Source organism: Acinetobacter sp. ANC 3781 (assembly GCF_004331285.1).
GTDB lineage: Bacteria > Pseudomonadota > Gammaproteobacteria > Pseudomonadales > Moraxellaceae > Acinetobacter.
In genome coordinates, this window is the sequence record NZ_SJOH01000016.1 from 38,854 (window position 1) to 51,625 (window position 12,772).

General features: G+C 36.7%; 11 protein-coding genes and 2 pseudogenes. 6 read left to right on the forward strand and 7 right to left on the reverse strand.

What is annotated here, in order from left to right; genetic code table 11:
- Nucleotides 1–59: 59 nt before the first annotated feature.
- From E0H89_RS12175 to E0H89_RS12185, 3 genes and pseudogenes are all read left to right on the forward strand, one after another.
- Complete coding sequence (locus tag E0H89_RS12175) at nt 60–1,613, forward strand: phospholipase D family protein (protein ID WP_131217474.1); 1,554 nt, start codon at nt 60–62, stop codon at nt 1,611–1,613.
- Between the two features lie 262 nt (nt 1,614–1,875).
- Complete coding sequence (locus E0H89_RS12180; RefSeq protein WP_131217476.1) at nt 1,876–2,313, forward strand: hypothetical protein; 438 nt, start codon at nt 1,876–1,878, stop codon at nt 2,311–2,313.
- 141 nt (nt 2,314–2,454) lie between these two features.
- Nucleotides 2,455–2,951: pseudogene (locus E0H89_RS12185) on the forward strand (pyridoxamine 5'-phosphate oxidase family protein).
- On the opposite strand, the gene E0H89_RS12190 reads toward E0H89_RS12185, so the two are convergent.
- The gene (locus E0H89_RS12190; RefSeq protein ID WP_131217478.1) at nt 2,946–3,539 is read right to left on the reverse strand and encodes a uracil-DNA glycosylase family protein; all 594 of its coding nucleotides are present in this window, start codon (nt 3,537–3,539) and stop codon (nt 2,946–2,948) included. The pseudogene E0H89_RS12185 and the gene E0H89_RS12190 overlap by 6 nt on opposite strands.
- A gap of 30 nt (nt 3,540–3,569) precedes the next feature.
- Nucleotides 3,570–4,280: pseudogene (locus E0H89_RS12195) on the reverse strand (SGNH/GDSL hydrolase family protein).
- A gap of 705 nt (nt 4,281–4,985) precedes the next feature.
- Here E0H89_RS12195 and E0H89_RS12200 point away from each other — a divergent pair.
- Nucleotides 4,986–5,297, forward strand: a complete 312-nt coding sequence (locus tag E0H89_RS12200; RefSeq protein ID WP_131217480.1) for a hypothetical protein — start codon at nt 4,986–4,988, stop codon at nt 5,295–5,297.
- Between the two features lie 161 nt (nt 5,298–5,458).
- Here E0H89_RS12200 and E0H89_RS12205 read toward each other — a convergent pair whose 3' ends face one another.
- The 4 genes from E0H89_RS12205 to E0H89_RS12220 all read right to left on the reverse strand — a co-directional run bounded on the left by E0H89_RS12205 (nt 5,459) and on the right by E0H89_RS12220 (nt 9,425).
- Entirely contained in the window at nt 5,459–6,202 is a 744-nt protein-coding gene (locus tag E0H89_RS12205; protein ID WP_131217482.1) for an SDR family oxidoreductase, read from the reverse strand.
- A gap of 30 nt (nt 6,203–6,232) precedes the next feature.
- Nucleotides 6,233–6,931 (reverse strand): histidine phosphatase family protein, encoded by a 699-nt coding sequence (locus tag E0H89_RS12210; RefSeq protein WP_131217483.1) that lies wholly within the window; start codon nt 6,929–6,931, stop codon nt 6,233–6,235.
- The gene (locus tag E0H89_RS12215; RefSeq protein WP_131217485.1) at nt 6,928–8,055 is read right to left on the reverse strand and encodes a phosphotransferase family protein; all 1,128 of its coding nucleotides are present in this window, start codon (nt 8,053–8,055) and stop codon (nt 6,928–6,930) included. The genes E0H89_RS12210 and E0H89_RS12215 overlap by 4 nt, the downstream gene beginning before the upstream one ends.
- A 131-nt stretch (nt 8,056–8,186) precedes the next feature.
- A complete protein-coding gene (locus E0H89_RS12220) occupies nt 8,187–9,425 on the reverse strand; it encodes an acyl-CoA dehydrogenase family protein (protein ID WP_131217487.1) in 1,239 nt (412 codons plus the stop codon).
- A gap of 94 nt (nt 9,426–9,519) precedes the next feature.
- On the opposite strand from E0H89_RS12220, the gene E0H89_RS12225 reads away from it, so the two are divergent.
- Both E0H89_RS12225 and E0H89_RS12230 read left to right on the forward strand, forming a co-directional pair.
- Nucleotides 9,520–10,449 (forward strand): LysR family transcriptional regulator, encoded by a 930-nt coding sequence (locus tag E0H89_RS12225; protein WP_131217489.1) that lies wholly within the window; start codon nt 9,520–9,522, stop codon nt 10,447–10,449.
- A 219-nt stretch (nt 10,450–10,668) separates the two neighbouring features.
- Nucleotides 10,669–11,220: a thermonuclease family protein gene (locus E0H89_RS12230; protein WP_131217491.1), complete on the forward strand. Its 552-nt coding sequence runs from the start codon at nt 10,669–10,671 to the stop codon at nt 11,218–11,220.
- A gap of 72 nt (nt 11,221–11,292) precedes the next feature.
- Here E0H89_RS12230 and E0H89_RS12235 read toward each other — a convergent pair whose 3' ends face one another.
- Nucleotides 11,293–12,753 (reverse strand): aminotransferase-like domain-containing protein, encoded by a 1,461-nt coding sequence (locus E0H89_RS12235; protein WP_131217493.1) that lies wholly within the window; start codon nt 12,751–12,753, stop codon nt 11,293–11,295.
- Nucleotides 12,754–12,772: the final 19 nt, after the last annotated feature.

Here is a 12,772-nt window from a genome sequence, read left to right on the forward strand (position 1 = left end):
GATTCAACCTTTAACATGATGATAATATGTACTTATAACTTTATGACTTTATAATAATTATGCAGATTAGATCATCTATTCATGCTGTCTTGTTTTCTTTTACAGTACTCATACTGACAGGATGCAGTTTGCCGATGAATGAATCAAAAAAACAGCCTCCTATTCAGGTTCATGCTAAACACTGGTTAAACGGTTCAAATGTTGACACACAAATAGCACAAGGTCTCACTGCTTATTTGACTTTGGATGATGCGTTTATCAGTATTGCCTCAAGGCTGCATTTGATTAATAAAGCGCAACATAATCTCGATTTGCAGTACTACATCTGGGAAGATGATTCGATTGGACACCTGATGCTGGCAGAGCTTTTAAAAGCCGCAGATCGTGGAGTAAAAGTTCGATTACTGATTGATGACCAGAACGGAACAAAACTCGATTTCACCTTAAAACAACTGGCGAAACATCCAAACTTTGAAATCAAACTTTTTAATCCATATAAATTCAGAAAGTTGCGCGTGATTGATTACGTATTTCGTCTAAAAAACATTAACCGCCGTATGCATAACAAGCTGATTATTGCGGATGGTGCGATTGCGGTTACTGGCGGGCGCAATATCAGCCGTGAATACTTTGATGCCAGTGAAAATTTCCAGTTTACCGATATGGATATTTTGTTCTATGGAAATGCAGTCAAAAATGCTAATCAAGTTTTTCAGGACTTTTGGAATGATGATTTAAGTTATTCTACCGTGCAGTTACTGGGCACTGCTCGACAAGAGCAACTCTCCAAATTACGCAAGTTTTATCAACTTACCGCCTTGCAAAAAGATCAGCTCAAAAAACGAATTGAATTGGCCGAAAAGCAGATCAATCAGCACTTAAAAGACCGTCCCATCAATTGGGCTAAAGCACATTTTATTGCAGACTCGCCGGATAAAATTCGTGGAGAAGCATCAGGTGATCAACTGATTTATCGTCAGATGTTAAATATTATGGGTGAGCCAAAGCAACACCTTGAGCTGGTTTCCGCCTATTTTGTCCCGACCAAAAAAGGTACAGAGTATTTAACCCAACTGGTGAAGAACAATGTGGAGGTTCGGGTACTGACCAATTCATTCATGGCCAATGATGTTCCCTTGGTACATGCTTTTTATAAAAAGTATCGTCATGATCTGCTGCAAGGCGGGATTAAACTTTATGAGTTCAAACCTTATATTGAACGGCATAAACGTACTTGGTATGAAGTGGTCACAGGTAATGTCATTCCAGCTAAAAATAAAAATGCCTCTAGCTTGCATGCAAAATTTTTTGATATCGACGGCATGGTGTTTATTGGTTCATTTAACTTTGACCCACGTTCAGCCAATTTAAACACCGAAGTGGGATTGGTGGTTGAATCAAATCTACTTCAAGATCAGATTTCAACCTCACTAGATCAATATTTACCGCAAATTGCTTATGAATTAAAACTCAACTCGCAAAGTGAAGTGATTTGGCTGGATCATCAAAAAGATGGATCTATAGTTAGATATAGCCAAGACCCTGAAAGTACGAAATTTCAACGTTTTGCCATGAAAGTAGTGTCTTATTTACCTATTGAATGGATGATGTAATGACAAGTTAATGACACTTACATCCATAATACCTTTTTAATTCCCTTGGTCTTTTGGTTTGTAAAATATGGTTGATGATTTAAATCAATAGAACTCGGTACTTATTTAATTAACATTATGGTTTTGACTTATACAAGATCGCATCTCATTTATACATATTTTAGATCAATCAGTACAATGGTTTTACTCATTTCCTGATTTGATTTAACATTGCCTTCTTTCGAGTTTCTAACTCACATTCTCCCTATCGTGATCATCTGTAATGCAATTTTTTGATTTAAGTCGTCAATTTAATTTGATTGATATTTTAGCGCCCAACAAAACATTGAATGAACTTGGACAACAAGAATGGTTTTTAGCTCAAGTTCGTGTGGAATATGATTGCCTATCAGATTCTGAAATTGTTGAAGGTCAGGCTGTTTTGAAATCCAGTGAAAATATTCAACTGGAACTGGAATGGTTAATTCAGGATACCGGTGCAGAATTGCAGGTTTTATTTAAAGGTATTGAAACTGAAGCCAATGAAGAAACCTTGCTCTTGGTTAAAGGCGCTCAAATTGTAGATCGTGACCGAAATAAAATTTCTGCACAAGCTTTAAGTTTATGGATTAATGGCGCCTTACTACCCATGCTACCGAATATCCGCCGTGAAATTAAATCCCGTTTAAATCTATGGGACTATGTTGAATATGATGGATAAGTGTTGAAATCTATTCAAACGGATTTAAACAGTTTCATTTAATTTTTGAAGCTCGATTTTGGTATGAATGACCAGTCAGATAGCTAAAACTGTATTTAAATTTACTTTATCTTATTAAAAATAATAAAAAGGAAAATCAAAATGAATCTACAACAATGGCAGTATATTCGTAAAATAGTGAATGACGCTCAAAAAGCTGGCATGCACTGCTCTATTGCACAGTAGATGCACAGTTGCAGCCGACCATCACACCGATTGGTACTTTATTTCTTAGAGAAAGCCAAACCGATTTTTTCTTTGATAGTTATGCTGAGTCTTTCAAAGAAAATTTGCCGTAGAATAATAAAGACTGTATTCAAGCGATTAATAGCAGCCGGTTATTTTGGTTAAAATCTTTATTGAAAGGTGAATTTAGTGATTATCGGGGTGTGCGACTTTATGTCGAAATTGGTGAACTACGCCCTGCCATGAATGAAGAGTTAACTCAAATTGCAAAACGTATTCAAATTCTGAAATGGAGCAAAGGTAGCCAGTTAATCTGGTCTGATTTTACCCAGGTCCGGGATTTTACCGTTCATTCTTTTAGAGGGGTAAAATATCCCAAAATGATGCCTTTCAATCAAGAAACTTACTTATAGTAAGCCTGTTTCTTTAAATAACTGGGCATATGCTTCGGCTTTCTTTTCAACTGCTAAAGGATAAGCTCTTGAAGATGAAGGCATGCGATATAAAGTTAATTCACGATTTGCGAAATTAGCTTGAGAAGACTGTCCAATTTGCGGTTTTTCAGTATGCTCTGGCATAGAAAGCATGAGGGTGTCTGTCGCTTTATCGCCCGTGGTCATAATGCTGTGACACGCCGGAATCTGTTGTAGCAGTTTGGCTAAATCAGTCGGTTTGGCTATTTGCAGGAATTTATCCGAGGCATTGCCTTTTAAGCGAACAATTTGATATGCCGTGTCAAAAATTGCAATGCCTTTTTCAGTCAGAAAATCTCGGATTTGTTGTTCTTTAAAATTTTTATTCTTGATATCTAAAAAGTATTCTTTATTCCGAAAGAAAACCAAACCAAAAATTTTCCACATATCATTCTGATAGTTTGGATAATAAAATTCCATTTTCCAACGACTTTTGGGTGGTGGAAAGCTGCCCATCATGAGCAACTTGGCATTTTCTGGTAGAAATGGTTTAAGTGGATGAGTTTCAATTTGCAGTTCAGTGCTCATAACAGCCCATTTATCAATCTTTAACTTAATTTAAAACATTTGACGGATTTTATCTGCGATTTGTTGTCCCCAAAATGTATAGATTTCCTTACCAGGATGAAAACCATCCTCTGCCATTTCTAAATTAAGCATTTTAAATCGTTCCAAATCATACTCGATCAATTGCATATTGACCTGCTGCTGCACAAATCTTTCAAGAGTTTTGTTCATGCCTTTGGCATATTCCCCCAATAACCATGCCAAGGGATTGGGTAAAGCTGGGAATCTATTCATTGGCGGTACGCTAGAGGCAATAATCAACTCGGGCATGAATTTCTGATTAATTTCTGCATAAAGTTTTTGCTGTTTTTTAATTCAGTTTTTAGGTGGCGTCAGTTTGGTAATGTCATTTACTCCTACAGAAGTAATGACAACATCAAAATGTCGAAGCGACATATTTTTGACAGTTTTGATTATTTCTCCAGTGGTATGCCCTGTTTTTGCTTCAAGCCTATAACTGATTTCGTATTGATTTTTTAATTGATTCAACACGGCACCTAGTAAAGCATCCTTCTGAGTTTCCACCCCGACACCTGCCGCAGCAGAATCACCTAAAATTAAAATAGACAAGGGCTTTCCTGTCCCGATAATCCCATGACGATTGCCATCCGGTTCTGGTAAGCGCAAGGTATTTTTTTTGACTGCATTGCCTTGAATAATCAGTGATGGAATAAGGACAATAGTCGAAATTTTTAAAAACATAACGGATACAAGTCACGGAAATATTCTGAGCAATATACAATTTTAGCTTGTTAAAATCATTGACTCAATGGATGTAGGACGCAAAAATTAAAACAATATCATGGTCTTAAAATATGAAATATTATTCTATTTTGCGGTATCACTATATTACATCACAGCAATTCTCTTTGATGGTCAGTAATATGCTCAATTGCAAAATACCTCTAAATCTTTATCTATCTAAGTTAAATATGGAAAAGGGTCATATCTTTTGTCTATTTTCATTTTCCTCATCCTGAATTTTAAAAATTCTTTAATCAAAAACTTATCCTCTAGATAGAGGCTGAAGTTGTGAATCAGCGTGACGCTCAAAACGGTATTACTTGGTTCCACTTTAGGTGGAGCGTATTGGGGATTACAAAATGCTAAATGTATAGAGTATGATCATTTTAATGATTGGAATTTAGGGTCTTTTGATATCTGAGAAGAGACTTCTATTCAGTAAATATATTCTTTTAATTCTTTGTAAAATTCAGCGCTATCTATTTAGAATAAAAAATTAGCTTTTCAGTAAATTAATAAAAATTAATTCATAAAAAAGCTAAAGGACTCCATTTTTGGAATAAATTGTCTACGTTTCACACGGGATTCATATTAAAGTGATTCTAATAATTTAAATACGAAACTCTTATACTTTTATTATTGACTTGGTCAAGAGTAATCAATATGGACTATTGGAATAGTGTCTTTTTAATTGCAATCATTGCAATAGTTGGTCTTACCGTTATCACATTAATCGTTGGCTGCAAAATTTGGAAAAACCTTATAGTTACGCTCATAATTTCTACCCTGATCAGCTTTCTGGTTTTATGCACGATTAGCTTTTTGTGGAAACAAGGTATCTATATATCATGGAACAATAATAACCTTTTGAACCAGGTATTGACTGCTGAAATGGGACTCATGAGTTTTGTTGTAGGTGGAGTGAGTACCTTTATTATGATGTTAGGAATTCTGATTTCTAAAAATAATAGATAATTTTGTCACTTATTGCGATCTTATAACTGCTCTTTTATAGGGTTTCAGTATCTGCTAAATATAAATCACTGTCTTATAAATATATTATTTTTATCAACATAAGCTCTTAAAGTTTATTAAAAAATAAAAGGCGCATTCAGCGCCTTTTATTCATTAGATCCTCAACCCAACTTATTTATCCACTTTAAAGGCAATACTTTCATGGCCAAACCCAGTGGCAACCATGGCCATTGTGGGACATAAGCTTTGACCGGTACTTTTTCAATGGCTTGAGCAAGTAAATGGGAACCGGTTTTCTCATCTACCTCAAAAGGTAATTTCTTCGCGCCTTCATTCAGTTCGGTACGAATATAACCCGGGAATATGGTGCTGACTTTAATGGGTGTATTCATGAGTTCAGCGCGTATACCTTCAGCCAAATGTGCAACCCCTGCCTTGCTTGCACCGTACGCCGTTAAATGTTTAGGCATACCACGCATCGCACTCATGGAGGAAATCATTACCAGATGACCTGAATTTTGCGCACGGAAAATTTCAACAGCCGCCTCACATTGCGCTAAAGCAGAAATAAAGTTGGTTTCTACTGTGGCACGGTTAACCTCAAAATTTCCCTTACCAATACGACGACCTTCCCCTACGCCCGCGTTTACGATCACGCGGTCAATTGTGCCAAAGTCTGCTTTGAAAGCTTTAAATACTTCAAAGACTTGATCGTAATTAGTAACGTCCAAAGTTTTTGCAATCACTTTGATACCATATTTACTTTCAAGTTCTTGTTTTAAAGTTTCAAGACGTTCCAAACGACGTGCGCAAATCGCAAGGTTATAACCCTTTTGTGCAAATTCACGTGCCATACCTGCACCAATTCCCGAACTTGATCCGGTAATTAATATTGTTTTTGCCATGATCTATTCCTTTTCCTATTTTTTTTAATCTTAAATCCATGTCAGTAATTGAGAATCTGCTGCTTTAATAAAATGATGTTCATTTAAACTCAGTAATTGCGGCTCGTTTCCAACCAAACGTAATGTCGTCATACTAGTGTTGGCAATTGCCCAATTCAATGCAAAAGTACGATTTGCATTAAGTTCGAGTAATTTTCCTGCAGCCACTGAAATCACACCACCGGATGTAAACACCACCGCATAACGAGGCTTGGTTTTTGCCAGTTCATCACTTAAATTTTGCAGTGCTGTTTCTACACGGCTTTTAAAATTTGGCCAAGATTCGTCATATTCATGGTGATAATCTCCCCCAGTCCAGCGTTCAATGGCACCTTCGAAAATTTTGGCTAAATACGCACGTGGATTGGCTTCATTTTCGACATCCTGTTTTAACAAATGTGGTTCATTAAAACGCGGTTCATACTGGGCAAAAACCTGTTGATGATTAAACTCATTCCAAGCATTGTTAGTGATGATGTGGGTATCAGGAAAACATTCAGCCAAAGCAAGATTGGCGGTTTGTTGATGGCGCTGCATCGAACCGGCAATGACATACGGTTCTTCTTTCAGAATCTGATTAAAATACTGACCCAATAATTTTGCCTGTAATTCGCCATTCGGTGAAAGTTTGTCATAGCTTTCCGCACCAAAGGACGCCTGTCCATGACGAATCAGATAAATCGTGGTCATTTTACTTTTCCTAAAATTTCCTGAAGTTTTGCTTTATATTTTTGCGCAATATCATTGGCTTCGAACTTTTGTTTACCAATCAGTTTTAATGCACGAATATGCAAGGCATGAATCACGATCCAAAAATCCTTAAATGCGGGATTATTGGTTTGTTGATGATAATAACGATAATAAATTTGCTGGGCAATCACGGCTAAACGGAAAATGCCGAACACTTCATAAAAAGCCCAGTTTTCAGTTTGAAGATCCATTTTTTTTAAATAGTAATCGACCACTTGTTTACGGCTAAACATACCTTTTAAATGAGTGGGCTGACGACGTGTCGATTTAAAAATCATATTATCAGTATCTTCGACCCAATAAGCCAAAGCCGAACCCAAATCCATCAACGGATCGCCCAAAGTCGCCATTTCCCAATCCAGCACGCCAATTACTTCAGTGGGATTGTTCGGATCTAGAATCACATTATCAAAACGCCAGTCATTATGAATAATACAGGTATTGGTATCGTCAGGAATATTTTCTAATAACCATTTACGCACAAATTTGAATGAAGGGACGTTGAGGGTATGCGCTTTCTCAAAACGTGCATCCCAGCCTTCGACCTGACGACGACAATAACCGTCGCCCTTGCCGAGTTTTTCAAGTTCAGTCCCCTGATAGGGTACTTGATGCAATTCGATCAACTTATCAATGACATTGACACACAGCTTATTGACTTCGGCTTCGCCAAACTGCAATTCAGGCGGTAATTTTGCCCGTGGGATAATGCCTTTAATACGTTTCATCACATAAAAGTCACAACCAATCACCGATTCATCCTGACACAGCGCAACCATTTCTGGCAGTACAGAATAAAAAGGTGAAAGATGATGTTGAACATGATATTCACGTGCCATGTCATGGGCAGATTTGGCTTTGGTGCCTTTGGGCGGACGACGCAAGATTAAATCGGCATTGTCATATTTCAAACGGTACGTCCAGTTCGATGCACCCCCTGAATATTGGGTGACAGCGACCTGACCGTGTAGATCAATACCTTGTTGCTTAAGCCAATTTTCTACAGCGACCGCATCCAGTTCTTCACCTTCACGGACCTTTCCACCAATATCAATAACTGACATGATTATTTCCCTAAATCATCAATTTCAAAAGACTTCTTACTCTCCTTATTTACACCTTTTTCATTTTCCATTGATAGGAAAATTTGCATGAAGTTGTAAGAAGTCTCATCTACACGCTAGATTTTTAAATCTTATTTACGATGTGAACCATAACCATGTTTGGCCAGTTCAAGTTTGGCAATCATGCCTTTATGCACTTCATCAGGACCATCAGCCAAACGTAGACTACGTGCTTGGGCAAAGAAACTTGTCAGTGGTGTATCACGGGAAACACCTGCACCGCCATGCATCTGGATCGCCATGTCCACCACTTTTTCCAGCACACTGGGCGCAACCACTTTAATCGCAGAAATTTCACTCAAAGCAGCCATATTGCCTAAAGTATCCATTTTATAAGCAGCATACAAGGTTAAAAGTCGGGCTTGATCAATGGCGACCCGCGCTTCAGCAACGCGTTCCAGATTACCGCCCAGTTTTAAAATTTCTTTACCAAAAGCAGTTCGAGTCATGCCACGATCAATCATTAATTCTAATGATTTTTCCGCAGCCCCAATACAACGCATGCAATGATGAATTCGGCCAGGGCCTAAACGACCTTGTGCAATTTCAAAACCTTGCCCAGCACCACCAATAAAGTTGGCAACTGGTACACGGACATTATTGAAGCTGATCTCGCCGTGACCATGTGGTGCATCATAATCACCAAACACCGGTAACATGCGTTCAATTTTCACACCCGGATTATTAATAGGCACTAAAACCATAGAGTGTTGATGATGTCGGTCTTTGCTTTCATCTGGCGTGTGTGCCATAAAAATGATGATTTTTGCATTGGGATCGCCTAAACCTGACGACCACCATTTACGACCATTTAAAATAATTTCATCACCTTCTATCACTGCGGTAGCTTGCATATTAGTTGCATCACTTGAAGCTACTTCTGGTTCCGTCATACAAAATACAGAACGGATTTTTCCTTCAAGTAATGGCATTAACCATTGCTGTTTTTGCAGTTCACTACCATAACGCCATAACACTTCCATGTTGCCACTGTCAGGTGCATTACAGTTAAATACCGTGGGTGCAATTAAACTGCGTCCTGTCAGTTCAGCAATATGGGCATACTCCTGTACAGATAAACCCTGTCCTAATACAGGATCAGGCAGAAACATGTTCCAAAGCCCCGCTGCTTTGGCTTTACTTTTTAGGACTTCGATTTGCACGGGCCATTGCCATGTTGTCCAGTTACCCCCCTGATTTAGCGTATGAACATCATTCCAAAACGCTGTTTCAACAGGTTCAATTTCATTTTTAATAAAAATTTTGGTGCGTTCTATAAAATCTTGTGCACGTGCTGATAATTCAAACATGGCAACTTCCCTCTAAATATTTTCATCACTGCTCTTTACAACACCTTAGCTTGAAAAATATTATGAACAAAATGATTTAATTCAATAGAACACTATGAACAATATTCATAATAAAAGTACGATTGGTAGTACTGTTGATATGGCAATTTTCCACCGTATCGATATTAATTTATATCCACTTTTTATTGCGATTTATGAGCAAAAAAGTATTTCCAAAGCTGCACAAATTTTATGTATCAGCCAATCTGCGGCCAGTCATGCTTTACAACGCTTAAGACAAAATTTACAGGATGATTTATTTGTCCGTGCAGGCAGTAAAATGTTACCTACTCCCTTTGCGGAACAAATTTATCCTGTGATTAAAAATGCTTTGATTGCAATTCAAGGTATTTCACTACAAAAACAAAATTTTGATTCAAGCATGGTGCAAACTTTAAAAATTGCAGTGCATGATGAAATTGAACCGATTATCTTCCCTAAACTGGTGAAGCATTTTCATCAACTTGATTTAGCCATTCAGTTTTCCAGTATTAAGCTAGACCGTAAAAATGTGGTTACTGATCTTGCTACTCAGCAAATAGATTTTGTGATTGATTTAGAAAAAAACTTTGGAGAAAAAACTCAGTTTGAAAAACTGGTGCAAGACCAATTTGTGGTATGTACTCAACAGCAAAGCATGACCGAAGATATTTATCTGGCCTCACCACATATTGGCGTTTCATCACGACGTACTGGGGTTTTGGTTGAAGATATTTATTTGAATCGAAAACAACTTTCCCGTCATATTTTTTTACGTTGTCAACATTATTCAACTGCCTTACAGATTTTAAGTCAACAATCTCAAGCCATTCTTACCATTCCTAAACATATATTGGTTCATTTACAATTGGCAGAGGGTTTGAATGTTTTTGATATTCCAGTTGAATTACCTAATCTTGTTATGGGGATGTATTGGCATAAGGATCGTGAATTAAATTCACGGCATAAATTTTTACGAAGTGAAATTTCTAAAATTTTTGCTTAGGCTATTTTAGCAAGAATGATTTATTTAACTTAGGCTATTTATCCACGCATCTATAGTCTTTCAGCATTTAGAGGAAATGCTTAGGCTATTTTTAATAGTACAAAATGAAACACTAACTGTTTAGCTTTTAAGCCGTACAAACTCTGGCTTTCACCTACAATGATCCATCTCCTAGCTGTGTCTATATATAGCTAATTTTTAAGGATTTGGATTATAACTTTGTTGCATCTCTCCCCTACCTCGCAAATTGTGCTGGGGCTATTAGCCTTATGTTTTTCCTATTATGTGCTGCATAAAATCACCATTTATTTAAAGAATTTATTTCAGCCGTTTAAGAAAGGTAAAAAATACTGGTGCCGTGTGAGTGCAGTAAGTGATGGCGATACTCTTACCTGCTACCGTTTTAATATAAGACGCTCTGAAACCAAATTACGCTTTGCTTATGTGGATGCACCTGAATCTAGCCAAAGCTATGGCAAGGAATCCCAGCGCTTGGTCCAAAGCATGGTAAAAAATAAAATGGTTCGGGTAAAAATTACCGATATCGACCGTTATGGACGCTGTGTCGGTGTGGTATATCGCTATCGCAAGAATATTAATGAAGAGATTGTTAAACGCGGTGCTGCATGGGTATATGAAGAATATATCAAGGATAAAAACCATTTGCGCTATATGCTGGACTTGCAAAATAAGGCCAAAAAACAGAAAAAAGGTTTATGGAAAAGTTCCCGCCCTGTACGCCCGAGTGTTTATCGTAAACAGGGCAAATAATATTTTTATAAATTTGAATATTAAGATAGATGTATATAAATTTTAAATACATATCAAAATTAAAATAAATTTTTATATCAAACGCGCTAATTCATTTTGTATGAGTTGGCGTAATTTTTTCATGCATAATTTAATTTCAGTGTCGTTAAGTGAACTAAACCCCAGTACAAAACCATATTCATTATCATATTCATAAAACTGGCTTAGACGGGTAATGGCAATATTATGTAGTTCTGCACCATTGACCAAAGCTTGCTCCAATGCATTTGGAATCTCTGCTTTAAAATAACATGCAACCTGCATACTCGGATGATGCTGTTTCACAAAACAGAATTCAGATAAATAGAACTCAAAACAACTCATAAACGTTTGATAACGCTTTAAATAGAGCTGTTGCATCTGTCTTAAATATTCAGCGTAATGGCCGCGTTGCATAAAATTTCCAAGCAAAACCTGAAAATATTGGGACGGCGCACTGCCATCAATATAATTACGATAACGCTTAAAAGGCTCAATTAGAGCTTTGGGCAAAATCATATAAGAGAGTCGTAAACTTGGTAAAATATATTTACTGAAAGAGCCAAGATAAATCGTCCGTTGATAAGGATCAAAACCTAAAATGGCAGTATTTCCTATTTTATTTAATAACAGTGCATCATAATCATCTTCAAGAATATAACTATTATTTTTTTCTGCGTATTCAAGAATTTGCTTTTTTCGTGCTGTACTCATTTGAATACCACTCGGATACTGACTAGCAGGTGTTACATAAATTGCTTTTACATCGTAAATATTGGCACAATCCTGTATTTTCAATCCTTCAGGATCTAAGCCAATACATTTTAAATCCAGATTCATATGCTTAAAAAGTTGATAGGCATTGGAATAATATGGATTCTCCATAATAATTTTATCATTCGAATTGAATAGTACCCGTCCACACAGATATAAGGCTTGCTGGGTACTATTCACAATAAGCACTTGTTCTGCAGATATTTGAGCATTACGATTCAAATTAATATGTTGGGCAATTTGCTGACATAATAAATCATCACCTGCAGTATTATCTTTTAAGAAGATATTTAAACCATACTGGTTTAGCGCATTTTTTTCTGTTTCGTACCATTTTTTAAATGGGAAATTACGTATTTCAGGCATACCGTCAGCAAAAAAATTCAGGTTTTGATCAAAAAATAAATTCTCTAATTGTTCGGTATTTTCCGGAAGTCGATATTCAACCGTTTCAGATGGTAGCTGTTCTACTTTTAATTGTGCTTTAATAAAAGTGCCTTTCCCTTTGATTCGTTCAAATATTCTTTCTTGTTCTAATTGGGCATACACTTTTTCAATGGTATCACGTGATACCCCTAAGTATTCGGATAAAAATCGTGTGGATGGGCATTTAAAATCAGACTGCAAATGTAATTGTGGCAAGGTTTCTTTAATGGCTAAATATATTTTAGTTCTTAATTTATTCTCATTATTCTGTGCAAGATTTTGATTTAATAACTGGATAAATTCATTTTTTTTCATTTCATAACCTGCACGTATC

Bases quoted from the DNA above. Each gene is read 5' to 3' on its own strand.
- E0H89_RS12175 (WP_131217474.1), top strand. From the start codon at position 60: ATGCAGATTAGATCATCTATTCATGCTGTCTTGTTTTCTTTTACAGTA.
- E0H89_RS12180 (WP_131217476.1), top strand. From the start codon at position 1,876: ATGCAATTTTTTGATTTAAGTCGTCAATTTAATTTGATTGATATTTTA.
- E0H89_RS12190 (WP_131217478.1), bottom strand. From the start codon at position 3,539: ATGAGCACTGAACTGCAAATTGAAACTCATCCACTTAAACCATTTCTA.
- E0H89_RS12200 (WP_131217480.1), top strand. From the start codon at position 4,986: ATGGACTATTGGAATAGTGTCTTTTTAATTGCAATCATTGCAATAGTT.
- E0H89_RS12205 (WP_131217482.1), bottom strand. From the start codon at position 6,202: ATGGCAAAAACAATATTAATTACCGGATCAAGTTCGGGAATTGGTGCA.
- E0H89_RS12210 (WP_131217483.1), bottom strand. From the start codon at position 6,931: ATGACCACGATTTATCTGATTCGTCATGGACAGGCGTCCTTTGGTGCG.
- E0H89_RS12215 (WP_131217485.1), bottom strand. From the start codon at position 8,055: ATGTCAGTTATTGATATTGGTGGAAAGGTCCGTGAAGGTGAAGAACTG.
- E0H89_RS12220 (WP_131217487.1), bottom strand. From the start codon at position 9,425: ATGTTTGAATTATCAGCACGTGCACAAGATTTTATAGAACGCACCAAA.
- E0H89_RS12225 (WP_131217489.1), top strand. From the start codon at position 9,520: ATGAACAATATTCATAATAAAAGTACGATTGGTAGTACTGTTGATATG.
- E0H89_RS12235 (WP_131217493.1), bottom strand. From the start codon at position 12,753: ATGAAAAAAAATGAATTTATCCAGTTATTAAATCAAAATCTTGCACAG.